The organism is Bordetella sp. N (assembly GCF_001433395.1).
Taxonomy (GTDB): Bacteria; Pseudomonadota; Gammaproteobacteria; order Burkholderiales; family Burkholderiaceae_B; genus Bordetella_C.
In genome coordinates, this window is record NZ_CP013111.1 from 741,662 (window position 1) to 763,153 (window position 21,492).

The following is a 21,492-nucleotide window of genomic DNA, read 5'->3' on the forward strand; positions in this document are numbered from 1 at the left end:
ATAGCTGTATATATGTACAGTATTATAAGCGTCCAGAGGGGTAGCGCAAGGGACGACCAGGGGACGATGCGCATCGCAAGGCCGATGCCCGGACTGTCGTGCTCATCAATGAAAAAGGGCGGTCGCGCTGATGCGTGACCGCCCTTTGCCTTGCAACACCGCCCGCGCGAACGCGCTGCCGATGTTCGAGAACCTCTAACTTAGAACACGTGCCGCATCACCCAGTACAGGCCGCCCGACAGCAGCATGGCGGCGGGCAGGGTGAGCACCCAGGCCAGCGCCAGATTGCGCAAGGTGCTCCACTGCAGGCCGGAGCGGTTGGCCGCCATGGTGCCGGCGATCCCGGACGACAGGACGTGCGTGGTGGATACGGGCAGGCCGTACACATCCGCGGCGCCGATGGTGGCCATGGCGACGAGTTCCGCCGACGCGCCCTGCGCATAGGTCAGATGGGTCTTGCCGATCTTTTCGCCCACGGTCACGACGATGCGCTTCCAGCCCACCATGGTGCCCAGGCCCAGGGCGATCGCCACGGCCACTTTCACCCACAGGGGAATGAACTTGGTCGAGTCGTCGAGCGAGCGCTTGAACGCGTCGACGTTGGACTGCGTTTCGCTGTCGAAAGCGACGCTCTTGTTTTTCTTGATGCGGCTGATGGTTTCCGACGCCAGGTACATGTCGTTGCGGACGTTGCCGACGGCATCGGCCGGCACGGCGGCCAGCGAACCGTATTGGCGCACCTGGCTGCCGATGGAGCCGGTCAGGGCGGCCAGGGACGGCACCACGCCGGCGTTCATTTCATTGGTGCGGATGTAGGTGGTCAAGGTCGCGCGCACGTCGGCCGGCGCCGCCGTGGGCGCCGTGCGGATCAGGGACGCTTGCGTGGCCTGCGCCACCGCGGCGAAGCGATTCATTTCCTCGACCGGCATGGCGCGGTTCAAGCCATAGGTCAGCGGCACCGTGCCCACCAGGATCAGCATGATCAGGCCCATGCCCTTCTGGCCGTCGTTGGAGCCGTGGGCGAAGGACACGCCGGTGCAGGTGAGGATCAGCAGACCGCGGATCCACAGGGGCGGGGGCGCGTTGCCCTTGGGCTCCTGGTAGAGCTCGCGGTTCTTGACGAACATGCGCAGCACCACCAGCAACAGGGCGGCACAGACGAAACCGACGATGGGCGAGACCAGCAGGGTGACGCCCACGCTCTTGGCCTGGGCCCAGTCCACCCCGGCGGTGCCGTCGCGGCCGTTCATCAAGGCGTTGGCCACGCCCACGCCGATGATGGAGCCGATCAAGGTGTGCGAGGACGATGCCGGCAGGCCCAGCCACCAGGTCGCCAGGTTCCACAGGATCGCGGCGATCAACAGCGCGAACACCATGGCGAAGCCGGCGCTGGAGCCGACCTGCAGGATCAGTTCCACCGGCAGCAGGGAAATGATGCCGAAAGCCACCGCGCCGCTGGACAGCAGCACGCCCAGGAAGTTGAACAGGCCCGACCACATCACGGCGAAGTTGGGGGCCAGGGAGTTGGTGTAGATCACCGTGGCGACCGCGTTGGCCGTGTCGTGGAAGCCGTTGACGAACTCGAAGCCCAAGGCGATCAGCAGGGCCACGCCCAGCAGCACGAAGGAGAACCAGGCAGTGAAATTGACATGGGACTGGTCCATGTCCTGGAACAGGCTGTGACCGGTATAGAACAGCCCGATGGCCAGCAGGCCGACGAAGACAATGGCGGTGGTGGGACCGGTCTTCTGGTCGAAGCGCGAGCGCGCTCCGCCCAGAGAGGGCGGCGTGGCCGCGGTCTCGGTTGCGGTATTCATGGGGGTCAGCCTCTCGGGTGGCTTTATCGTTGGGGGGTAACAACGATGCTATGACCGACGCGTGACAGTGACATGACCATGTTCGCGTCCGGACGGTATCCGAAAGAATGAGAATGCTATTTAGCGGCTGCCGCGGCGCCTGTTGTACGTCCGTTGGTACCAATCCAGCAGCACGGCCGCGCTGCTTTCCCAGTGCTCGCCGTACATCATGGCGTGCGGCTGGTTTTCCAGCCGTTGGTGTTCGAAACCGAAGAAGTCGGCAATGGCGCGGTCCTGGCCGGTGGGGTGGCGGGCGGGGTCGTCCGCGCCGGCTTCCAGGCACAGGCCGGCGCTGCGCATGGCGAAGGGATTGATGGCCACGCGCAGGGCGTAGCGGTCGTTGAGCACTTGCGGGCTTTCGGCGCACAGGCGCTGGCGGACATTGCCGATGTCGGTGTCGGCGGTACAGCCGAGCAGGCGGCCGCGGATGTCTTCGTCGTCGGGGGGCGCGCGCAGGATGTCTTCGGCAACGGTCGGCAAGGGGGCGGCGCCGGGCAGGTTGGCTGGCGGGGAGGGGGCCAGCAGCACGATGCCGGCGGGGGCGTTGGCCATCTCGGTGGCGGCGACCAGCACGGGCAGAGCGCCCATGCTGTGGCCGACCAGGATGACGGGGCCGTCCAGGCGTTCCGTCGCACGGCGCACCGACAGGGCCAGATCGCGGATGCCCATGTGGAGGAAGGTGGCGTCCTGCGGCAGGCCGCCGTGGCCCGGCAGGTCGAGGGCGGCGCAGGCGATGTCCTGTTTGGCGAAATAGCTGAGGTAGTTCGCGTAGCACCAGGCGCCGTGGTAGGCGCCGTGCACGAACAGCAGCAGCGGTTGGCCATAGGCGGGCGGCGCGCCCAGGTACAGGCGGCCGCTGCCGGCGGGGTAGGAGGGCAGGCGGTCGATCAGGCTGAAGTCGAAAAGGGGCATGGGCGCCGTTGGGGTTCCGCGTTACAAACCTTGCGATTCTCCTCTAGGGACGGCCCGAATGCCAGGCGGCCGAACTACCGGGGCCGGATCGGCCAAGTGGCCGATTGGCCCTTCGGCGAGGAACAGCGAGGGGCGCGTAGCCCCACACGATTCATCCAGCCTTCAACACCAATGAAGTAGATTTAAGAACAATCTGAATCGATTTGCGAATAATTCCTATTTAATATATATTCTTGGGCTTCATTCGCCCTGCGCCTAGCCGCGCGTGCGTTTCGCGCCCAGGTTGCGTATAGATTCGTTTCTCGGCTGATTCATGCCTAGCGTTAAAAGCGGTTGGTCAACATCCTCATCGATTTCCCCAGGCTTGCGTATAGGCGCCGGCGTGGTCGTGGCTCTCTTGCACGTGGCCGTGGCGGCCGCCTTGTTCGTCAATGATGAGACGAAGCTGGACCTGCCACAGGATGCGCCGATCATGGTGAGCGTCATCGAAGCCCCCGTGCCGGAAATGGCCAAGGCCGACCCCACCCCGGAGCAGCCCCAGCCGCCCGTGGAAGAACCGCCCCCGCCGCCGCCGCAGGAAGAACCGCCACCCCCCGACGTCAAGCCGGACCCCGTGCCCGACGTGAAGCCGGAACCCGAGCCCGAGCCCGAACCGGTCATCGAAAAGCCGCCCGAGCCCGCGCAAAAACCGAAGCCCAAACCGAAACCCAAGCCCCAGCCCAAGCCGCAGCCCAAGAAAGTGGAGCCGCCGCCCAAGCCCGTGGAAACCCCGCCGCCGCCCACGCCGCCTTCGGGAAATCCGCAGGGCGACAGCAAGCCGCAGGCGCCCACGCAAGGACCGCCGCCGGATCAGCCGGAACTGGTGTCCAACGTGGCCTACGACGGCCGCGGCCCGCGCCCGGTGTATCCGGAGTCCTCGCGCCGCATGCGCGAAGAGGGCCGGGTCATGGTGCTGGTGGTGATCAATACCGACGGCACGATAGAAAAGGCGACGGTGGTGCAGTCGTCCGGCTTCTCGCGCCTGGACCAGGCCGCGCTCGATGCCCTGCGCCGCGTCCATTTCAAACCGTATACACGTAACGGGGTGGCTTACACCGTGCAGGCCCGGATCCCGTTCGATTTCAACATGAGGAACTGACATGTCCACCGCTCTTGACCTTGCCGCCTTGCTGTTGGCGCAGGCGACCACCGCCGCGCCGGCGGCTCCGGGCGTCGCGCAACAGGGTGCCGGCGCCTTGCCGGCCGCCGCCAATACCGTCCAGCAGGCTGCCGCGGCGCTGCCCGCGCCGGCGCCTGTCGCCCCCGACATGGGCATCATGCACTTCATCGCCCAGGCCGACGGCGTCGGCAAGACGCTGTTCATCATCCTGCTGCTGATGTCGGTGATCTCCTGGTACCTGATCGTCGTGAAGTCCGTGAACAACGTGCTGGTGCGCAAGCGCTCGCGTGATTTCCTCAACAAGTTCTGGAACGCCAGCTCGCTGGACCAGGTGGAAAGCGAAATCGCCACCCACGGCGCACGCGATCCCTTCTCGCACCTGGCCAGCCACGCCATGCACGCGCGTGCCCACCACGCCAAGTACGGCGCCACCAAGCTGGAAGAAATCGGCTCGAACGGCGAATTCGTCACCCGCACGATGCGCAAGGTCATCGACGAAGAAACCGCCAAGCTGGAAAACGGCCTGACGGTGCTGGCTTCGGTGGGGTCCACCGCGCCTTTCGTAGGCCTGTTCGGCACGGTGTGGGGCGTGTATCACGCCCTGGTCGGCATCGGCCTGGCCGATGGCGTGACCATCAACCGCATCGCGGGTCCGGTGGGCGAATCGCTGATCATGACCGGCCTGGGTCTGGCAGTGGCCATCCCCGCCGTGCTGGCGTACAACATGTTCGTGCGTAACAACCGCGTGTTCCTGTCGCGCCTGGATGCCTACGCGCATGACCTGTTCGCCTTCCTGACCACCGGCCAGCAAGTTGCCCTGTCCGACGGCAAGGTGCGCGCGCTGCGCCGTTCGGCTGGCGCGTCGCAGGCGAACGCTCGCGGGAGTGAATAAATGGCCTTCGGTGGATTCGACAGCAAGGGCTCGGGTGGCCACGCCATGTCCGAGATCAACATGGTGCCGCTGATCGACGTGATGCTGGTGCTGCTGGTGATCTTCATCATCACGGCACCGCTGTTGGCGCACTCCATCCGTATCAATATGCCGCAGGTCAGCGCCGAGCAGGTCCAGGAAGATCCCAAGGTGATCGACCTGGCCATCGACGACAAGGGCCAGCTGTTCTGGAATGAGAAGCCGGTCTTCCTCGACGATCTGCAGACGCGTTTCGCCGCCGAGGCCCTCAACAAGCCGCAGCCCGAAGTGCGCATCCGCGCCGACCTGAACACGCGCTACGAAACCCTGGCCAAGGTGATGGCCTCGGCGCGCCGCTCGGGCCTGGGCCGCATCGGCTTCGTGACCACCCCGGCAGCCGGCCAGCCGGCGATCCCGCCGGCCGCCGCGCCCGCCAAGTAAGCGGCGCGACGCGGGCGGGTCGCGCCCCACCGGCAACCGTCGTTCCGCCATGCGGAACGGTCCTTGCCCGGGGCGTACCGCCGCTTCCGCCTGTCCCCAAAGCCCCGCGATTCTTCCGAGCGCGGGGCTTTGTTCTTTCCGGCGACATGGCCGCGGCGGCGGTTTGGGGGGAAACGGGCGGCCGGGCAGGCTCCCACGCAAACCGCAAAAATAATTGTTGCGAGTGGGAACCGGTCATGTCGTTGCAAGCTGGATCGCGCTAGAATCGCGCCATGCGAGTACTCGTAATCGAAGATGACACCACCCTGGGCCACGCGCTCCAGGAATTCCTGGCGGACCAGGGGTACGCGGTCGACTGGCTGACGGACGGCGACAAGGTGCTGGGCGCCTTGGCCGGCCAGCCCTACGACCTGCTCTTACTGGATCTCAACCTGCCCGGCATGAGCGGCCTCGATGTGCTGCGCCAGCTACGTCTGGACGGCAATCAGGTTCCTGTTCTCATCCTTACCGCGCGCGACGGCATCGAAGACCGTGTCGCGGGGCTGGATGCCGGCGCCGATGACTACGTCACCAAGCCTTTCGACCTGCCCGAGCTGGCGGCGCGCGCGCGTGCCTTCGCCCGCCGACGCAGTGGCCAGGCACAGCCGCTCATCGAAGTCGGCCCGCTGGTGTTCGATACCGTTGGCCGCGAAGTGCGCGTCAATGGCGAACGCCTGGCGCTGTCGGTGCGTGAGCTGTCCGTGCTGGAAATGCTGATGGCACGGGTCGGCCGCGTGGTCACCAAACGGCAGATCGTCAATTCGCTGTCCGCATGGGATGCGGATTTCAGCGAAAACGCGGTCGAAGTCTATGTGTACCGTCTGCGCAAGCGCCTGGAAGGCACGGGCGCCAGCATTCAAACGGTGCGCGGCTTCGGCTATCTGCTGGACGTGGAAGCGGCGGCTCCCACGGCCTGAGCGGCATACGCCCGCTTGGCCCGCGCCGACGTTTCTCCCTTCATGACCTTTTTCTGCGCCTGGCCGGGACCCTGTCCCGGCTGCGGCTGCCCCAGACCATGAGCGTGGATACACGGTCCGAATCAGTCGCCCCCCACGCTACGCGCAGCAATGGTCCGGAAACGCCGGCAGGCGCGGACGCTGCCGTTGCTGCCGCCCGCCTGGGCGTGCTCCCCGCCGGTTCCCTGGCCCGCCATCTGGTGGTGCGCCTGCTGCCCGCCATTCTGTTGCTGGTGGTGCTGGACCTGGCGGCCACCTGGGTCATTACTCACAAGATCGATCTCGCCATCTGGATGCTGGAAGATTTCTTCTGGCTGATGGTGGTCGGGCAGATCGTCCTGATGGCGGCTTCCGCCTGGGTGGTGGTGCACGGCGTGCGCTCCGGCCTGCGCTCGGTCAATCTGCTCTCCGAGGAAATCCGCCAACGCTCCATCGACGACATGCAACCGCTGGAAGTGGCGGGTGTGCCGGCCGAGATGGAGCCGCTGGTTCGGCACACCAATGACCTGCTGGCACGCCTGGATTCTTCCCTGGCGGCGCAACGGCGTTTCATCGGCCACGCGGCACACCAATTGCGCACGCCGCTGAGCGGCCTGCGGCTGGAATCCGAGTTGATGCTGTCGCGGCCCTTGCCGGATGACGTGCGGGCTCGCGCGGAGCGCATCAAGGCCGTCAGCGATCGCATGATCCGCCTGGGCCAGCAATTGCTGGTGCTGGCGCGGGCCGATCCCAATGCGCGGCCGCAGGACAGTTTCCAGCGGATCGACCTGTGCGACTGGGTGCGCGCCAGCGGGGCGGAATGGATACCGCGCACGCGGGCGGCGCAGGTCCAATTGGACCTGGTGGCGCCTGAAGAATCAGTCTGGATCGATGCTGATCCGCTGTTGCTGGACGAGTTGCTGGGCAATCTGATCGACAATGCCATGCGCTACGGCAATCCTGGCGGCTGCATCACCTTGAATGTGGGCAGCAATCCGCCGTCTTTGACGGTGATGGACGATGGGCCGGGCATACCGGTCGACGACCAGGATCGCGTGTTCGAGGCCTTCTACCGTTCGCCCTCGGCGACGGCGGGCGGTTCCGGACTTGGACTGGCCATCGTGCGCGAGATTGCCCACGCGCATGGCGCCTGGTGGAAACTCACCAGCCGGCCTGAATATCCGGGTACCCGCCTGTCGGTGGTGTTTCCCGGCCCGCGCAAAGGGGCGCAATTGACCCGACACGATAAACAGGTATGACATCCAGTAGCGCAACCGCAGGAAAAGGCCCGGTGGCACACGCGCCTTCCTCCAAGGCCGCCTTGGTCATGGGCGCCCTGGGCGTGGTGTACGGCGACATCGGCACCAGCCCTCTCTATACCTTGCGGGCTTGCCTGACCGGCTATGGTGATCTGCAGCCCGGCCATGTGCTGGGCGTGCTGTCCATCCTGTTCTGGATGCTGATGCTGGTGGTCTCGTTCAAGTACGTGACCCTGGTGCTGCGCGCGGACAACCGCGGTGAAGGCGGCACCCTGGCTTTGCTGGAACTGGCCATACGGGGCCGTACCGGCCGCTTCCGGACGTTCCTGATCATGCTGGCGATTTTCGGCGCCGCGCTGTTCTACGGCGACAGCATGATCACGCCGGCTATTTCCGTGATGTCGGCGCTGGAAGGGATCAGCGTGGTGTCGCACCGCTTCGAACATTGGGTGGTGCCGATCTCGATGGTGGTGCTGATCGCGCTGTTCGTCATCCAGTCGCGTGGCACGGGCACGATGGGCAAGCTGTTCGCGCCCATCATGGCCCTCTGGTTCGCCACCCTGGCGGTGGTGGGCGGCTGGCAGATCTGGTTGAACCCCGCCATCCTGGAAGCGCTGGATCCGATTTGGGCCTTGCGCTTCGTCATCGAATCTCCCGGAGCCAGCTTCGTGCTGCTGGGTTCCGTGGTGCTGGCGCTGACCGGCGCCGAAGCGCTGTATGCCGACATGGGCCACTTCGGCCGCAGCCCCATCCGCCGTGCCTGGTTCTGGATGGTGCTGCCGTCGCTGACCTTGTGCTATTTCGGCCAGGGCGCCTTGTTGCTGCGCGATCCGGGCGCGATCAAGAATCCCTTCTTCCTGATGGCGCCGGACTGGGGCGTCGCGCCCTTGGTGGCGCTGGCCACCGTGGCCACCGTGGTGGCGTCGCAGGCGGTGATTTCCGGCGCGTATTCGATGACGCGCCAGGCCGTGCAGCTGGGCTATTGGCCGCGCATGGAGATCCTGCATACGTCCGCGGTGGAGAAGGGCCAGATCTATCTGCCCCAGGTCAACGCGCTGCTGCTGGCGGCGGTGATCGTGCTGGTGCTTGTGTTCCGCAGTTCGGACAACCTGGCCGCCGCTTACGGTTTCGCGGTGACCGGCACGATGCTGACGACGTCGGTATTGCTGTTGTCCCTGACCTTGCGTCTGGCCCATGGGGCCAAGCGCATCATGTGGTCGGTGGTGCTGGGCTTCCTGCTGGTGTTCGACCTGCTGCTGTTCTCGGCCAACGCCTTGAAGGTGCATGAGGGCGGCTGGTTGCCGCTGCTGGTCGGTATCGTGGTGTTCACGCTGATGCTGACGTGGCGGCGCGGCCGTTATCTGCTGGGCAATCTGCAGCAGCGGGATCGGCAGCCGCTCAAGGAATTCATGGAGCAGCTGGAAGCCTACCCGCCGGCGCGCGTCCATGGCACCGCCATCTTCATGACCATGAGCCCCGGGTTCGTGCCGCCGGCCTTGCTGCACAACCTCAAGCACAACAAGGTGCTGCACGACCATGTGCTGTTTTTGACGATACGCAGCGCCGACGTGCCTTATGTGCTGACCGAAGAGCGTTTCGAGGTGGCCAAGCTGAGCGCGTCCAGCTGGCAGGCCGAGGTGACTTACGGCTTCAAGGAAGAGCCTGACGTGCCCGAGGTGCTGCGCGAGATCGCCGAGTCCTATCCCGAGCTGGATCTGGAGCCCATGCGCACGTCCTTCTATCTGTCGCGGCAGACGGTGGTGTCGTCCCATCGGCCGGCCATGCGGCGCTGGCGGCGGGCGCTGTTCGCGTTCATGGCGCGCAATTCGACCCGCAGTACGAAGTTCTTCAAGATCCCGCCCAATCGGGTGGTCGAGATGGGGATGCAGGTAGAGCTGTAGTAAATGAAAAACGCCCTGACGGGCGTTTTTCTTTGGGCGAAGAAAATGCCTGTGCGCGTGCACAGGCCGTTTCATCAGGGGCACAGCGGAGCCGGCTTTGCCGGTCCGCCAGTGCCGCCCCTGGAGGGGGGCGCGCGTCGCGCGCTGGGGTGGGCTTTCCCTTCCGGTCCGCCAGTGCCGCCCCCTGGGGGGACGCGCGCCAGCGCGTCGGGGGGGCCTACTTTTCTTTGATCTGCGGCAGGGCCGTGCCCGTGGACGACAGCAGGCCCGTCTGCACGTAGGTGATCAGCTTCTCGCGCGTGTCGACGATGTCGAGGTTGCGCATGGTCAGCTGGCCGATACGATCGGCGGGCGAGAACACGGATTCGCCCTTTTCCATCGTCAGGCGTTCCGGCTTGTAGGTCAGGTTGGCCGATTCCGTGTTGAGCAGCGAGTAGTCGTTGCCGCGACGCAGTTCGAGGGTCACCTCACCGGTGATGGCGCGCGCCACCCAACGCTGGGCGGTTTCACGCAGCATCAGGGCTTGCGGGTCGAACCAGCGGCCTTGATACAGCAGACGGCCCAGCTTGCGGCCGTTTTCGCGGTACTGCTCGATGGTGTCTTCGTTGTGGATGCCGGTGACCAGGCGCTCGTAGGCGATGAACAACAGCGCCAGCCCCGGGGCTTCGTAGATGCCGCGGCTCTTGGCTTCGATGATGCGGTTTTCGATCTGGTCGCTCATGCCCAGGCCATGACGGCCGCCGATGCGATTGGCTTCCAGCAGCAGCTCGACCAGGTCCGTGTACTCGACGCCGTTGAGGGCGACCGGACGGCCTTCCTCGAAGCGCACGCGCACTTCCTCGGCCTTGACCGCGACGTCGTCGCGCCAGAACGCCACGCCCATGATGGGCTGGACGATCTTGATGCCGGAGTTCAGGTGCTCCAGGTCCTTGGCTTCATGGGTGGCACCCAGCATGTTCGAGTCGGTCGAATAGGCCTTTTCGGCCGACATCTTGTACTCGAAACCGGCCTGGTTCATGTACGCCGACATTTCGGCACGGCCGCCCAGCTCGTCGATGAAGGTCTGGTCCAGCCAGGGCTTGTAGATCTTCAGGTCCGGATTGGTGAGCAGGCCGTAGCGGTAGAAACGCTCGATGTCATTGCCCTTGAAGGTGCTGCCGTCGCCCCAGATGTTGACGTTGTCTTCCTTCATGGCGGCCACCAGCATGGTGCCGGTGACGGCACGGCCCAGCGGGGTGGTGTTGAAGTAGGTGACGCCGGCCGTCGAGATGTGGAAGGCGCCGCTTTGCAGCGCGGCGATGCCTTCGGCGGCCAGTTGCTGGCGGCAGTCGATCAGGCGGGCTTTTTCGGCACCGTAGGCCAGGGCGCGGCGCGGGATGTCGTCGTAATCGGGTTCGTCGGGCTGACCCAGATTGGCGGTGTACGCATAAGGCACCGCGCCTTTTTCACGCATCCAATGGAGCGCGGCACTGGTGTCGAGACCGCCGGAAAACGCGATACCGACCTTTTGGCCGGCGGGGATGTGCTGAAGGATCGTTGCCATTGCGTGTCGCTAGGAAGGGACGAAACCGAGGATTTTATCGCGTTTGCGCGGCTTGGGCAGCGGCGGCGCGCACGACCCACCGGGTCGCCCGCTTTCCGGGGCTGGCTCCGTGGCTGGCGGGCTAGCCGGATTGCGTCGGCGCAGCGCGTCCCTGGAAAGCGGCAGCCAGGTCCAGGCCGCGCAGCAGAGCGGCCGTGGCGCCGGCCAGGCGGGTGGCCGGCCGGTGGCGGGCGCTGGCCAGGACCAGATCATTCAGGATGCGCGGCGCCACGATGTCGGCCACCACCAGATTGGGCTGTGGCTCCGGGCCGCGCACGGCCGAGCGGGGCAGGATGGCGCAGGCCGGGCCCTGGTTCGCCAGCTCCACCAGGGTGTGGACCGCATCGACCTCCGCCACCACGCGGAGATGGACGCCATGGGCGCGGCAGACGCTTTCCACCAGCGCGCGGATGGCATTGGGCGCCGAGGGCAGGATCAGCGGATAGTCGCGCAGCTGCGCCACGGTGACGCGGGCCGGCAGGTCGGGGCGGTGCGTGCGGGCGGCGGCCAGCACCAGTTCTTCGCGGAACAGCGATTCATAGGTCAGCTGCGGGGAGGGCGGCGGATCGTAGAGCATGGCCAGGTCGACCCGGCCGGCCAGCAGCCATTCGCGCACTTGCACGCTGAGCCCCTCGGCCACGGTGATCGAGGCGTTCGGAAAGGCTTCGTGGAAGGCCCGCACCAGGGGCGGCGTCAGCACCAGCGCGATGCGGGGCGGCAGGCCGATGGTCAGCTTGCCGCTGGGGGTGTCGCCCATGCTGCGCAAATCTTCCTTGGCCCGGGCGGCCAGCGCCAGCAGGGCGCGGGCGTGCTCCAGGAAGCGCAGGCCCGCCTCGGTGGGTTCGACGCCGCGGCCGTTGCGGTAGAGCAGATGCTGGCCCAGCTCCTGCTCCAGCAGGCCGACCTGGCGGCTGAGGGAAGGCTGGGAGATGGCCAACTGGCCGGCCGCGCGGGAAAAACTGCGGTTTTCCGCGACGCGGACGAAATATTCGATCTGGCGTAAGTCCATGGGTCTGGTTTGGCGTGGCAAGGGCGGCAGTGCCTGCCGCGACCTGTGACGCGCAATGAAGTGACCAGCAATGAGGTAACCGGTATTGAGGTGCTTCGTAATGATATCGAATTTTGCTATATCAGAAATCCAAGCTATAGCGTTGTTTCGATTCTGGCTTTGCATCAACATGGCGTACCACTGCTGGCGCCAGCGCCGGCGAATAATCACAACGACATCGAGACACGATCACCCATGCCGGATTGCCTGCCTCCGTTGGACGCGCCCACGCGGCCGCGCCACGCCTTGCCGCCGCTTACCTGCGACAGCCATTGCCACATCTTCGGTCCCGCTGACGTCTTTCCCTACGCGGCCCAGCGTTCCTACACGCCGCCCGACGCGCCCTTCGAGAAACTGCGCGCCTTGCATCGCCACCTGGGCGTGGCGCGCGCCGTCATCGTGCAGGCTGCCTGCCACGGCGCCGACCACTCGGCGCTGCTGGACGCGATCGCGCGCAGCGAGGGGTGCTATCGCGGCGTGGGCCTGCTGGGCGCCGATGCCACCGATGCGCAGATCGAAGCGCTGCACGCCGGCGGCATCCGCGCCGCGCGCTTCAATTTCGTCGCGCATCTGGGCAAACCGCCCACGCCGGAGGTGTTCGACCGCCTCGTCCGACAGGTGGCCGCCTTTGGCTGGCACGTCTGCCTGCATGTGGACGGGCCGGCGTTGACGGCGCTGCTGCCGACGCTGCGCGGCCTGCCGGTGCCCTTCGTGGTCGACCACATGGGACGCGTGCGGGCCGACGACGGGCTGGACCAGCCTGCTTTCCAGGGCTTGCTACGCCTGGCGGAGGTGGAGCAGGCGTGGGTCAAGGTGTCCGGCATCGATCGCATCAGCCTGGGCAAGCGTCCGTATGCGGAAAGCCTGCCCTTCGTCGCGGCGCTGGTCGATGCCATGCCGGACCGGGTCTTGTGGGGAACGGATTGGCCACATCCCAATGTGGCGGGCGACATGCCCGACGATGGCGAACTGGTCGACCAGTTCTTCAAGGCCGTGCCCGATGCCGCCGCGCGGCAGCGCATTCTGGTCGACAACCCGGCGCGTCTATACGGCTTCTAAGCCGGCAGCGCGGCCGGGACCAAACAAAAACTCAAAGGAGACTTCCATGTTCAAACGTATATTCGCCGCGGGCGTGCTGGCGCTGGCCGCCTGCGCCAGCGCTTCGGCCGACGGTCCGGTTCGGCTTATCGTGGCCTTTCCGCCGGGCGGTCCCGTGGACCTGGTGGCCCGCGTGATGGCGGAGCAGCTGACGCGCGAGCTGCATCAGTCGGTGATCGTCGAAAACAAGCCCGGCGCCAACGGCAATATCGGCGCGGCCTACGTCGCCAAGGGGCCGCGCGATGGCAGCGTGTTGTTCCTGACCAGCGTCGGCGCGGTATCCATCAGCCCGGCGCTGTATCAGAGCCTGCCTTATGACCCGGTGAAGGATTTCGCGCCGGTATCGCGGGTGGTCAATAACGCGACCGTGCTGGTGGTGAATCCGGCGAACCCGGCCACCGATGCCGCCGATTTCGTCGCGCGCTCCAAAGCCGCGGCGCAACCGGTGGCCATCGGGTCGTCTGGTGTCGGCAGCATTCCGCATCTGGCGCTGGAGATGTTCACCGATGCCAGCAAGGCCAAGGTGATGCACGTGCCCTACAAGGGCGCGGCGCCGGTGATCAACGATCTGCTGGGCAATCAGGTGGCGGGTTTCTTTGGCGATGTGCCGGGTTTGATCGCACACATCCAGGGCGGCAAGCTCAAGGCGCTGGGCGTGGCGGCGCCGCAACGCCTGGCGATCCTGCCGAACGTCAAGACGCTGGCGGAACAAGGTATCCCGGGTGTGGAGTCGAACAACTGGTATGGGTTGTTGGCGCCGGCCGGCACGCCGCCCGCCATCGTCGATAAACTCAATGCGGCGGTGCGTGCTGCCTTGGCGAATCCGGAAGCCAACAAGAAGCTGCAGGGCTTCGGCGCCGAGCCCGCGCCGTCCTCGCCGCAGGAGTTGGCGGCGCTGATCGCGAGCGATCGCACCAAGTGGACCGATCTGATTCAACGTAAAAATATCAAGGTGGATTGAGACATGGCTGAATCATCAGAAGGCGCGGGCAAGGCGGCGAACAAGCAGGCCGGACACGGTGGGCATAAGGGCTCGCATAAGGGCCCGCGCGTCGCGCCGGTGGTGCCGGGTACCCGGCCGGAGCTGGCCGAGATGGAAGCGCGCATCCAGGCCGAGCGCGGACGCATCTCGCCCTTGTATCAGGTGTTGTTGAACAGTCCGCCGGTGGCGCAGGGCTGGGAGGCGATGCTGACCGCCATTCGCAACCGCATCGGGCTGTCGCCGCGTTTGCGCGAGCTGGTCATCCTGCGTGTGGCGGTGCTCAATCGCGCGCCGTATGAATTCGACGCCCATGTGCCGCATGCCTTGAAGGCCGGCATGGATGAGGCCCTGGTCGACGCCTTGCGCACGGAGCGGGCCGCGGCGGATATCGCCGGCTTGTCCAGGCTGGAGCAGGATGTCGTGACCTTCACCGATGCCATGACCCGCGACATCGATGTCAGCGATGCGGCGTATGACGCGTTGGCGCCGGCCCTGGGTGATCAGGGCATGGTCGAACTGGCGGCCACCGTGGCCGCCTACAACATGGTGTCGCGCTTCCTGTCCGCGCTGCGGATCGGCCACTGAGGGGTAAGGGGATGACGGAAGTATTGTTGTTGCGCCTTGACGGGCAGCGCCTGGACGGCGCCGCGGTGCAGGCGCTGCGCGCGGAGATCGCGACGGTGGGTGGCGCGGCGGAGGGCTCTTCTGCTGGCGCGCTGGCTGGCGCGGGCGCCGCCGAGGTGCGCGTTTATACGGCGGTCGAGCATGCGGAGACCTATGTATATCTGTATCCCGACGAGCGCTTTGTACCTGGCAGCCTGGCGGCATTGAGCGCCATGGCCACGCGGCGCTATCCGGAAGCGGACGCGCGCGTGCTGCGTTTGACGACGGATCGCGCCGGCGCGTCGGCGGGTCTGGCCGCGCCTTGGCACTACGTTGTGGAAACCGATGTGCTGTCCGAGGCGGAGGACGATTTCAACGCCTGGTACGAAGAAGAACATCTGCCTGGCCTGGCCTCGGTGCCAGGTTCCGTGCGCGCGCGGCGCTATGTCTGCGACGCGGCGCCTCGGTATCACGCCTGCTACGATCTGCACACACGCGAAACCTTCGGCAGTCCGCCTTGGCTGGCGGTGCGGGCGAGTTCCTGGAGCGACCGGGTGCGGCCGTCGTTCCGCAATACCAAGCGGACGATGTTCACGGCGGTGGAGTAGGTAGCTGGGGTCCGCGCGCCGCGGGTATGCTGGTTGTACTTCAGGCCATGGTTCAACGGGAGGCAGCCATGCTCAAGCGCGTCACGACCCCGCAGTTGGAAATCGCTTATGACGAGCAGGGGGATCCGGCGGGATGGCCGGTCGTCCTGCTGCACGGCTTTCCGTATGACATCCATGCTTATGCCGAAGTCGCGCCGCTGCTGACGGCGCAAGGCGCGCGTGTGCTGACGCCTTATCTGCGCGGCTATGGCCCCACCCGCTTCCTGGCGCCGACGACCTTGCGTTCGGGCCAGCAGGCGGCGCTGGGGGCCGATCTGTTGGCGCTGCTGGATGCGCTGGAAATCGAGCAGGCCGTGCTGGCTGGGTATGACTGGGGCGGGCGTGCCGCCTGCGTGGTGGCCGCGCTGTATCCGGCGCGCGCGCGCGGGCTGGTTTCGGTGAATGGCTACAACATCCAGGACATAGCCAGTGCGGGCCGGCCGGCCGACCCGCGCAAGGAATACCGGATGTGGTACCAGTATTACCTTCATGGCGACCGCGGCGCGGCCGGGCTGGCCGAGCAGCGACGGGAATTCTGCCGTCTGCTGTGGTCCTTATGGTCGCCGACCTGGCGTTTCGATGACGATGTCTATGCGCGGACGGCCGCTGCGTTCGACAATCCCGATTTCGTCGACGTGGTCGTGCATTCTTATCGGCATCGATTCGGTCTGGTCGAAGGCGATCCGCTGTTCGACGAGATGGAGCGCCTGCTGTCCGCCAAGCCCGCCATCGGTGTGCCAACGATAACGCTGGAGGGCGACACCGACGGCGTGCAGCCGCCAGGCGGCCGGGCCGCAGGGTCAAGCCGTTTCACGGCACGCCATGAAAGTCGCATCGTCCCGAACGCCGGCCACAACCTGCCCCAGGAAGCCCCACTGGCCTTCGCCACCGCGGTACTGGACATCAAGGCCTGGACCGCTTGAAGCTTGCTCACTCACAGGTGGACGAAGCGAAGGGGCGCTAGCTGCGCCGCATCCAGTACTGAGGCCGCGTCGAGCGCGCTCGGCGGCGCCCCTGCTTGCTTGCTTGATCAGCGCGCCGAAGCACTTCGTCTGGCTGCGCGCCGATGGCCTCGGCATAAAGGAAGCTCTGCTTCTGGCGATCGAGGAACGCGTGACTTACCCCCAGGTCCTCCATGTATCCGCGCCAGCGCCGAGTAACGATCTCAGCCATCGAGAGCAGAATAGTGGCGGCCTCTCGCGGGCTGAGTCCAAACTGTGAAGCGCTTTCGAGCATACCGTCAACGCTAGCCTGACACTGACCGGATGTCGTCACGGCCATGGCCAGCACGGGTCCATCCGCGTTGGAATCTGTCAGCAGCGGCACGATGTCAAAAGCGGGTGCCAGCGTCCATTGACCCGCGACGTGAATGAAACCGTGATTGCGAGGATGATCGTCGACGTTGTTGACCAGGCTGTTGAAGGCCATCCGCCGCCAAAGCTCGGCAATTTGTTCCTTGGGAACGCCCAGCCGCCGGGCTCGGTCGGCCATGATGGGATACGACCTTTGGCGATCGCCCGGCGTGCTGCCGAGATCCAGCCTTAGCAGCGTGTGCGCGCTCAAATAGGCCAACCGCGCACCGGTCAAACCGACTCGGTCGAATCGACGAACAAGAAGTATCTCGCGCCCATTGGCCGCTCTTTGAAATTCAATATCCGCGGTACGGATATCGCACTCCCGCGCCAGTTTCATCGCGACGTACTCACGCGCGGGAACATGCGGAGCATCCCCACGATCCTGCAGCTTTGCGAGCCAGAGAGCGTCGGCAGATTTCACAGTCAGTTTGGGCCGTTCTCCGCCCATGCTTGTACCAAGTTCAAGAAGCTGATGAACGGCGTGAGACGCCGGCCGGGCCGGCTCTAAAAGTCCGAGAAGCTCAAGGAGCTGCTGGGCGGGAGGGGGTTGGAAACGTTGCTTCTGCCCGATATCGTCGCAGACCTCGATGGCGCCAACACCATCGCCGACCGAGTATTCCAGCAGTTCCATCGGTGTCAGTCCGCCACCGTCTTCTCTCCCATAACGGTGGTTCAACAGATCGCGGCCATACCCCTCCGGGCAGACATCGCGGAATGCACCGAAGAGCCCGCCGTTCAGCGTGTTCGTGAACTCGGCATCGGGGCGCGCGGGAAGGAGTGGAAGCGCGAGGGGATCGAGCGCGTAGGTTTGGGCTTGCTGGAGATAGGCAGTCTCATAGTGGAATCGTCCGAGTGGCCCCTTACGAGCGTCGAGGCTGAATGTTCCCGCATGCACGGGCGTGGTGCTCCCCTCCGGCCAAGCCCAGACCATCTTTTGCTGCAAGTCGCTCATTTCAGCCCCTTCTTCTGGCGAATCCGCTGCGGCACGGTGTCGACGCGGGAAGTCACGAGTGGATCACTGGCATCGACCGTGGCGACTTGATCCAGCTCCGATAGCGAATCCAGGGCCCATAGAACACGGGCCAACGTCCCTATGGCAACCCCGGGTGCGCCCTGTTCGAGCGCGACGATGGACGACACGCCCACGCCAGCTTGTCGCGCCACGTCGCTTTGCTTGAGCGCTCGCAGGCGCCGGCCGAACGATATGCGCTGTCCAAGCTCGAGCAGAGACTGGTCCACCTCTACGGGAAGGGGAAATTCGTTTGTCGCCATCGAAAGATAAAACACGTTTTTTCGATTTTTATAGCATTTAAAAATTGAAATATCAATTTTATTTGAAAGAGCAAGGTCGATTTCCCGTAGCCACTTACTAGCTGCATACTGGATGTGTGTGTTGACATTCTGTTACTCAATGATTAGATTGCGCAGCCTGCTCGCGCTTGTTGCGGGCGGCGCCCAAGACTCCTCGTTTAATGGCAAATAGGACAACGTCATGTTCGGTTTACAGCGATTGCTTCGTTTGGCGGGCGTGTTGGCCCTGACTCTTGGTCTTTCCGCGTGCATTTCGACGCGGGCGTATGTCGATAATTCCTTGGGCGATCCCAACTACGCGGCCTTGAAGAAGCCTGCGCAGCCGCAGCCGGTGCAACTGCTATTCGAGTTTCAGAGCAAGGGTGTCGCCAACGCGCATGCCACGGATTTCTTGAAGTCGAGCGTCTACGAGCAGGTTTCTCAGTCAGGGCTTTTCAGCCAAGTCTCCTATCTGCCGGTACCTTCCGGTAAAAAGCTGACCGTCTCCATCAACAATGTTCCCGCGACTGACGATGCTGTGTCTAAGGGTGTTGGCGTCGGGCTGACGTTCGGCCTGGTCGGTACCGGAATTACCGACCTTTATGTTTGCACGGCCAGCTACCTGTCCCCTGGTCGCGAGCCTGTGACGAAGGAAATCAAGCATTCCATTTATTCGACCGTAGGAAATAAGGCGGGACCGCCTGGACTCAAGCCTCTCAGCCTGGACCAGGCCGTGCGGACGGTCGTCGCCCAGATGCTAGGAAAGGCGCTTCAAGAGATCGACGACAGCTCGGACCTGGCGCAATGATGAAACCCAGCCGAGAGCTACGGCGCGCGCGCCGCGCCGCGGCTTGCGCGATCTTCTCGATGCTTCTTCTGTCGGGCTGCGTTACGCAACAAGTCCCGCCGTATCAGACCAGCCTTGCCAACCAGATCGCACTTAGCCGCCTGCCCCCTACGACGCGCGCGAATGTCGACGCCGTGGCAGGGGAATCCGCGGGCACGCATTCGTCCGTACGAGTTGTGAAGATCGCTGCGCCGGGCGAGCAGTCCTGGTCGGAATATCTGGTTGATGCCGTGCGTTCCGAGCTGACCACTGCGGGGAATTTCGATGCGACGGCGGATACCACCATCGCTCCCGCGCTGATTTCCGCTGATATTGGTGACGGCAAAGCAGACGCGAGCGCGCGTTTCATAGTTCAACGGGCGGGCGAGGTTGTGTATGACAAGCGCCTGGAAGCGCACACTTCATGGAGTGTGCAATTCATCGGCGTCTTGGCTGTTCAAGACGGCCTGATGCAAGCGTCGGCCATTTTTCAAACGTTGGTAGGGAAGTTATTCAACGACCCGGACTTTATAAAGACTCTTGCCGCGCGACCCGCGTAATCAGGGCCGGCCGTCGGCACCGGGCCACGGCGGGGCGATCATTGATTGGAGATGGCCGGGTATCCGCCCATGTCGCAGGGCTGCGCGCCAAAACGAGGAGTTGCGGGGCTATTCACTGCTGACGGAAATTGGCAGTGGTGCTGGCTATATTACGTGCCTCAACCAGCCCTACAAGGAGTCCTCCATGCTGACGCTTTTCCATTCCCCCCGCAGCCGTTCCACCCGTGTGCTCGCACTGCTTCATGAGTTGGGCGCGCTGGACGAGGTCAAGGTGCAGATCGTCACCATCGAGCGCCTGGATGGCTCCGGCGCTCGCGACCCGCGCAATCCGCATCCGGACGGCAAGGTGCCGCTGTTGGTGGAAGGCGACGAGCAGATCTGGGAGTCGGCGGCGATCATGCAGTACCTGGCCGACCGCTTTCCCGCCGCCGGTGTCAGCATCGCGCCGGATCATCCGCGGCGTGGCGCCTACCTCAGCTGGTTCGCCTGGTACGCAGGCGTGCTGGAGCCCCTGATTACGCTGGGTTTCGCCAACCTGCAACACCCCGCGCTGTCGCGCACCTTCCGCACGAAAGCCGAGGCGGAAGCGCGTCTGCGCAGCGCCCTGACGGGCCGCGACTTCCTGCTCGGCGACCAGTTCACGGCCGCCGACCTGCTGGTGAGCTCAGCCTATGCGTGGGCCGGCAAACCGGGCGATCCGGTGATCGACGCCTGGGTCGACCGCTGCGTGGCGCGCCCCAGCGCGGCCTTCGCGAACGAGTTCGACACGAAGGCGCTGGCCCCCGCTTGACAGCGTTAAGGCCGCCGGCCGGGCGGGCGGCCGCGGGCAGGCGGCGACCGGGTCGCGCCGCGCGGTACCGCTACCGGCGTGCGCGGCCGCCGCGCCCCTCAACCCGGCAGCTTGCTCAGATCCGGCGCGCCCAGGTTTAGCATCAGGCGATTGGCCCAGGCGAATACCGCGATCACATGGCTGAGATCGAGGATGCCCAGGTCATCGAAACCCGCCGCGCGCAAACCTTGGATATCTGCCGCGCCGACATCCGCCGGCGCCAGAGTCAGGCGCGTCGCGTAATCGATGATGGCGCGGTCACGGCCGGTGGCCTCGGGCGCCGCCGCATCGGTGAACAGGTCGACGATCACATCGCTGCGCTTGGCCAACTGCTCGAACCGCTCCGCATGCACGGACGCGCAGTACACGCAGCCATTGGCGCGCGACACGGCCGTCGCCGCGAGTTCGCGTTCCGCCCGGCTCAGGCCGCCAGGCGCATACATGATGGCGTTGAAGGCGATCTGGCGCTGGCGCAGGACTTCCGGCTGATGCACCAGCAGCAGGTAGTAGTCCGACGTCAGGGCCTTGGGATGGGCCTCCTTGAGCACGGCCAGCTGTTCCTCGGTGGCGTGCTCCAACGCCACCACATCAAGCCACGCGTGCCAGGTCAGGGCGCGATCCGTGTAGCCATTGATATGCAACGCGGGGCGGTCGGTGATGGGCGCGGACGGCCGCGCCGGCACCGAGGTACCCGCGGCAGCAGCGGCGTCCTGGTCGACCGAGGCACGGGCGCCGGCAGCGTCCAGCGCGTTCACGGTGGCGGCCACCCGCAACTGATAGGACAGAAAGGCGATCAACTGCGCCAAGGTCACGATGGCCGGTGTGTCCAGGCCGGCCGCGCGCAAGGTTTCCAAGGCCGGCTTGCCGGCATCCACCGGCTTGACGACCAGCGCCTGCGTGAAGGTCAGGATGGCACGCAGGCGTTTGCTCAAGGCGGGCCTGCCATTGGCCTGATCCCGCGCATCACGGTCGGCGTTCGCCAAGGTGTCGGCCAGCGCCGCATCCTGCTGACGCAGCGCATCCAGGTAGTACGAGGCCCAGGCAGGCGCCGGGGTCAGTTGGGCGGCCAAGGTGGCGACCGCCAGCCGCTCGGGCAAGGTCAGCCCGGACAAGGCCGGGTCGAACACCGCGGCGTAAGCGCCCTGGGTGGAATCGGCCACTTTGTCGCGGGTGCGGCGCAGGGTATGCAGGTCGGTGCCGGCGTTGACACCAGCCAGCAGGTCGATGAGGTCTTGAGTATCAGTAGGAACGGTAGTCATG

21 protein-coding genes are annotated in these 21,492 nt (G+C 65.3%); 14 read left to right on the forward strand and 7 right to left on the reverse strand.

Annotated features, from left to right (window positions below; all coding sequences use genetic code 11):
- Nucleotides 1-200: 200 nt before the first annotated feature.
- Both ASB57_RS03215 and ASB57_RS03220 read right to left on the reverse strand, forming a co-directional pair.
- Nucleotides 201-1,817, reverse strand: coding sequence for an inorganic phosphate transporter (locus ASB57_RS03215; RefSeq protein WP_057650506.1), 1,617 nt, complete (start codon nucleotides 1,815-1,817; stop codon nucleotides 201-203).
- Nucleotides 1,818-1,937: 120 nt separating this feature from the next.
- Complete coding sequence (locus tag ASB57_RS03220) at nucleotides 1,938-2,768, reverse strand: alpha/beta fold hydrolase (RefSeq protein ID WP_057650508.1); 831 nt, start codon at nucleotides 2,766-2,768, stop codon at nucleotides 1,938-1,940.
- A 313-nt stretch (nucleotides 2,769-3,081) separates the two neighbouring features.
- Here ASB57_RS03220 and ASB57_RS03225 point away from each other — a divergent pair, with 313 nt between their 5' ends.
- The 6 genes from ASB57_RS03225 to ASB57_RS03250 all read left to right on the forward strand — a co-directional run bounded on the left by ASB57_RS03225 (nucleotide 3,082) and on the right by ASB57_RS03250 (nucleotide 9,412).
- Nucleotides 3,082-3,906, forward strand: a complete 825-nt coding sequence (locus ASB57_RS03225; protein WP_082621326.1) for an energy transducer TonB — start codon at nucleotides 3,082-3,084, stop codon at nucleotides 3,904-3,906.
- Between the two features lies 1 nt (nucleotide 3,907).
- The gene (locus ASB57_RS03230) at nucleotides 3,908-4,819 is read left to right on the forward strand and encodes a MotA/TolQ/ExbB proton channel family protein (protein ID WP_057650510.1); all 912 of its coding nucleotides are present in this window, start codon (nucleotides 3,908-3,910) and stop codon (nucleotides 4,817-4,819) included.
- A complete protein-coding gene (locus ASB57_RS03235) occupies nucleotides 4,820-5,278 on the forward strand; it encodes a biopolymer transporter ExbD (protein WP_057650511.1) in 459 nt (152 codons plus the stop codon).
- Nucleotides 5,279-5,550: 272 nt separating this feature from the next.
- Nucleotides 5,551-6,234 (forward strand): response regulator transcription factor, encoded by a 684-nt coding sequence (locus ASB57_RS03240; protein WP_057650513.1) that lies wholly within the window; start codon nucleotides 5,551-5,553, stop codon nucleotides 6,232-6,234.
- 251 nt (nucleotides 6,235-6,485) lie between these two features.
- A complete protein-coding gene (locus ASB57_RS03245) occupies nucleotides 6,486-7,511 on the forward strand; it encodes a HAMP domain-containing sensor histidine kinase (RefSeq protein ID WP_231755431.1) in 1,026 nt (341 codons plus the stop codon).
- Complete coding sequence (locus tag ASB57_RS03250) at nucleotides 7,508-9,412, forward strand: potassium transporter Kup (RefSeq protein WP_057650515.1); 1,905 nt, start codon at nucleotides 7,508-7,510, stop codon at nucleotides 9,410-9,412. Before ASB57_RS03245 ends, ASB57_RS03250 begins: the two co-directional genes overlap by 4 nt.
- Before the next feature lie 217 nt (nucleotides 9,413-9,629).
- Here ASB57_RS03250 and argG read toward each other — a convergent pair whose 3' ends face one another.
- Complete coding sequence (argG, locus tag ASB57_RS03255) at nucleotides 9,630-10,955, reverse strand: argininosuccinate synthase (protein WP_057650516.1); 1,326 nt, start codon at nucleotides 10,953-10,955, stop codon at nucleotides 9,630-9,632.
- Between the two features lie 121 nt (nucleotides 10,956-11,076).
- On the reverse strand, nucleotides 11,077-12,003 hold the full coding sequence (locus tag ASB57_RS03260) for a LysR family transcriptional regulator (RefSeq protein ID WP_057650518.1): 927 nt from the start codon (nucleotides 12,001-12,003) through the stop codon (nucleotides 11,077-11,079).
- 234 nt (nucleotides 12,004-12,237) lie between these two features.
- Between ASB57_RS03260 and ASB57_RS03265 the strand changes: the two genes are divergently transcribed.
- From ASB57_RS03265 to ASB57_RS03285, 5 genes are all read left to right on the forward strand, one after another.
- Nucleotides 12,238-13,101: an amidohydrolase gene (locus ASB57_RS03265; RefSeq protein ID WP_057650522.1), complete on the forward strand. Its 864-nt coding sequence runs from the start codon at nucleotides 12,238-12,240 to the stop codon at nucleotides 13,099-13,101.
- Between the two features lie 46 nt (nucleotides 13,102-13,147).
- The gene (locus tag ASB57_RS03270; RefSeq protein ID WP_057650523.1) at nucleotides 13,148-14,101 is read left to right on the forward strand and encodes a tripartite tricarboxylate transporter substrate binding protein; all 954 of its coding nucleotides are present in this window, start codon (nucleotides 13,148-13,150) and stop codon (nucleotides 14,099-14,101) included.
- 132 nt (nucleotides 14,102-14,233) lie between these two features.
- Entirely contained in the window at nucleotides 14,234-14,707 is a 474-nt protein-coding gene (locus ASB57_RS03275; RefSeq protein ID WP_057655875.1) for a carboxymuconolactone decarboxylase family protein, read from the forward strand.
- An 11-nt stretch (nucleotides 14,708-14,718) separates the two neighbouring features.
- Nucleotides 14,719-15,333 (forward strand): DUF4286 family protein, encoded by a 615-nt coding sequence (locus ASB57_RS03280; protein WP_057650526.1) that lies wholly within the window; start codon nucleotides 14,719-14,721, stop codon nucleotides 15,331-15,333.
- A gap of 68 nt (nucleotides 15,334-15,401) precedes the next feature.
- Nucleotides 15,402-16,295, forward strand: coding sequence for an alpha/beta fold hydrolase (locus ASB57_RS03285; protein WP_057655876.1), 894 nt, complete (start codon nucleotides 15,402-15,404; stop codon nucleotides 16,293-16,295).
- A 37-nt stretch (nucleotides 16,296-16,332) separates the two neighbouring features.
- Here the strand turns inward: ASB57_RS03285 and ASB57_RS03290 are convergent, their stop codons facing one another.
- Nucleotides 16,333-17,679 carry a type II toxin-antitoxin system HipA family toxin gene (locus ASB57_RS03290; RefSeq protein ID WP_057650530.1) on the reverse strand — a complete coding sequence of 449 codons (1,347 nt, stop codon included), beginning with the start codon at nucleotides 17,677-17,679 and terminating at the stop codon, nucleotides 16,333-16,335.
- Complete coding sequence (locus ASB57_RS03295; RefSeq protein WP_156414047.1) at nucleotides 17,676-18,014, reverse strand: hypothetical protein; 339 nt, start codon at nucleotides 18,012-18,014, stop codon at nucleotides 17,676-17,678. Before ASB57_RS03295 ends, ASB57_RS03290 begins: the two co-directional genes overlap by 4 nt.
- A 205-nt stretch (nucleotides 18,015-18,219) precedes the next feature.
- On the opposite strand from ASB57_RS03295, the gene ASB57_RS03300 reads away from it, so the two are divergent.
- From ASB57_RS03300 to ASB57_RS03310, 3 genes are all read left to right on the forward strand, one after another.
- Entirely contained in the window at nucleotides 18,220-18,825 is a 606-nt protein-coding gene (locus tag ASB57_RS03300; protein ID WP_057650533.1) for a hypothetical protein, read from the forward strand.
- Nucleotides 18,822-19,403, forward strand: a complete 582-nt coding sequence (locus tag ASB57_RS03305) for a hypothetical protein (RefSeq protein WP_156414048.1) — start codon at nucleotides 18,822-18,824, stop codon at nucleotides 19,401-19,403. The genes ASB57_RS03300 and ASB57_RS03305 overlap by 4 nt, the downstream gene beginning before the upstream one ends.
- A 184-nt stretch (nucleotides 19,404-19,587) precedes the next feature.
- Nucleotides 19,588-20,193 (forward strand): glutathione S-transferase family protein, encoded by a 606-nt coding sequence (locus ASB57_RS03310; protein ID WP_057650537.1) that lies wholly within the window; start codon nucleotides 19,588-19,590, stop codon nucleotides 20,191-20,193.
- Nucleotides 20,194-20,291: 98 nt separating this feature from the next.
- On the opposite strand, the gene ASB57_RS30225 is transcribed toward ASB57_RS03310, so the two are convergent.
- A complete protein-coding gene (locus ASB57_RS30225; protein WP_082621329.1) occupies nucleotides 20,292-21,491 on the reverse strand; it encodes a CMD domain protein in 1,200 nt (399 codons plus the stop codon).
- Between the last annotated feature and the right edge of the window lies 1 nt (nucleotide 21,492).

Bases quoted from the DNA above. Each gene is read 5' to 3' on its own strand.
- ASB57_RS03215 (WP_057650506.1), bottom strand. From the start codon at position 1,817: ATGAATACCGCAACCGAGACCGCGGCCACGCCGCCCTCTCTGGGCGGA.
- ASB57_RS03220 (WP_057650508.1), bottom strand. From the start codon at position 2,768: ATGCCCCTTTTCGACTTCAGCCTGATCGACCGCCTGCCCTCCTACCCC.
- ASB57_RS03225 (WP_082621326.1), top strand. From the start codon at position 3,082: ATGCCTAGCGTTAAAAGCGGTTGGTCAACATCCTCATCGATTTCCCCA.
- ASB57_RS03230 (WP_057650510.1), top strand. From the start codon at position 3,908: ATGTCCACCGCTCTTGACCTTGCCGCCTTGCTGTTGGCGCAGGCGACC.
- ASB57_RS03235 (WP_057650511.1), top strand. From the start codon at position 4,820: ATGGCCTTCGGTGGATTCGACAGCAAGGGCTCGGGTGGCCACGCCATG.
- ASB57_RS03240 (WP_057650513.1), top strand. From the start codon at position 5,551: ATGCGAGTACTCGTAATCGAAGATGACACCACCCTGGGCCACGCGCTC.
- ASB57_RS03250 (WP_057650515.1), top strand. From the start codon at position 7,508: ATGACATCCAGTAGCGCAACCGCAGGAAAAGGCCCGGTGGCACACGCG.
- argG (WP_057650516.1), bottom strand. From the start codon at position 10,955: ATGGCAACGATCCTTCAGCACATCCCCGCCGGCCAAAAGGTCGGTATC.
- ASB57_RS03260 (WP_057650518.1), bottom strand. From the start codon at position 12,003: ATGGACTTACGCCAGATCGAATATTTCGTCCGCGTCGCGGAAAACCGC.
- ASB57_RS03265 (WP_057650522.1), top strand. From the start codon at position 12,238: ATGCCGGATTGCCTGCCTCCGTTGGACGCGCCCACGCGGCCGCGCCAC.
- ASB57_RS03270 (WP_057650523.1), top strand. From the start codon at position 13,148: ATGTTCAAACGTATATTCGCCGCGGGCGTGCTGGCGCTGGCCGCCTGC.
- ASB57_RS03275 (WP_057655875.1), top strand. From the start codon at position 14,234: ATGGAAGCGCGCATCCAGGCCGAGCGCGGACGCATCTCGCCCTTGTAT.
- ASB57_RS03280 (WP_057650526.1), top strand. From the start codon at position 14,719: ATGACGGAAGTATTGTTGTTGCGCCTTGACGGGCAGCGCCTGGACGGC.
- ASB57_RS03285 (WP_057655876.1), top strand. From the start codon at position 15,402: ATGCTCAAGCGCGTCACGACCCCGCAGTTGGAAATCGCTTATGACGAG.
- ASB57_RS03290 (WP_057650530.1), bottom strand. From the start codon at position 17,679: ATGAGCGACTTGCAGCAAAAGATGGTCTGGGCTTGGCCGGAGGGGAGC.
- ASB57_RS03300 (WP_057650533.1), top strand. From the start codon at position 18,220: ATGTTCGGTTTACAGCGATTGCTTCGTTTGGCGGGCGTGTTGGCCCTG.
- ASB57_RS03305 (WP_156414048.1), top strand. From the start codon at position 18,822: ATGATGAAACCCAGCCGAGAGCTACGGCGCGCGCGCCGCGCCGCGGCT.
- ASB57_RS03310 (WP_057650537.1), top strand. From the start codon at position 19,588: ATGCTGACGCTTTTCCATTCCCCCCGCAGCCGTTCCACCCGTGTGCTC.
- ASB57_RS30225 (WP_082621329.1), bottom strand. From the start codon at position 21,491: ATGACTACCGTTCCTACTGATACTCAAGACCTCATCGACCTGCTGGCT.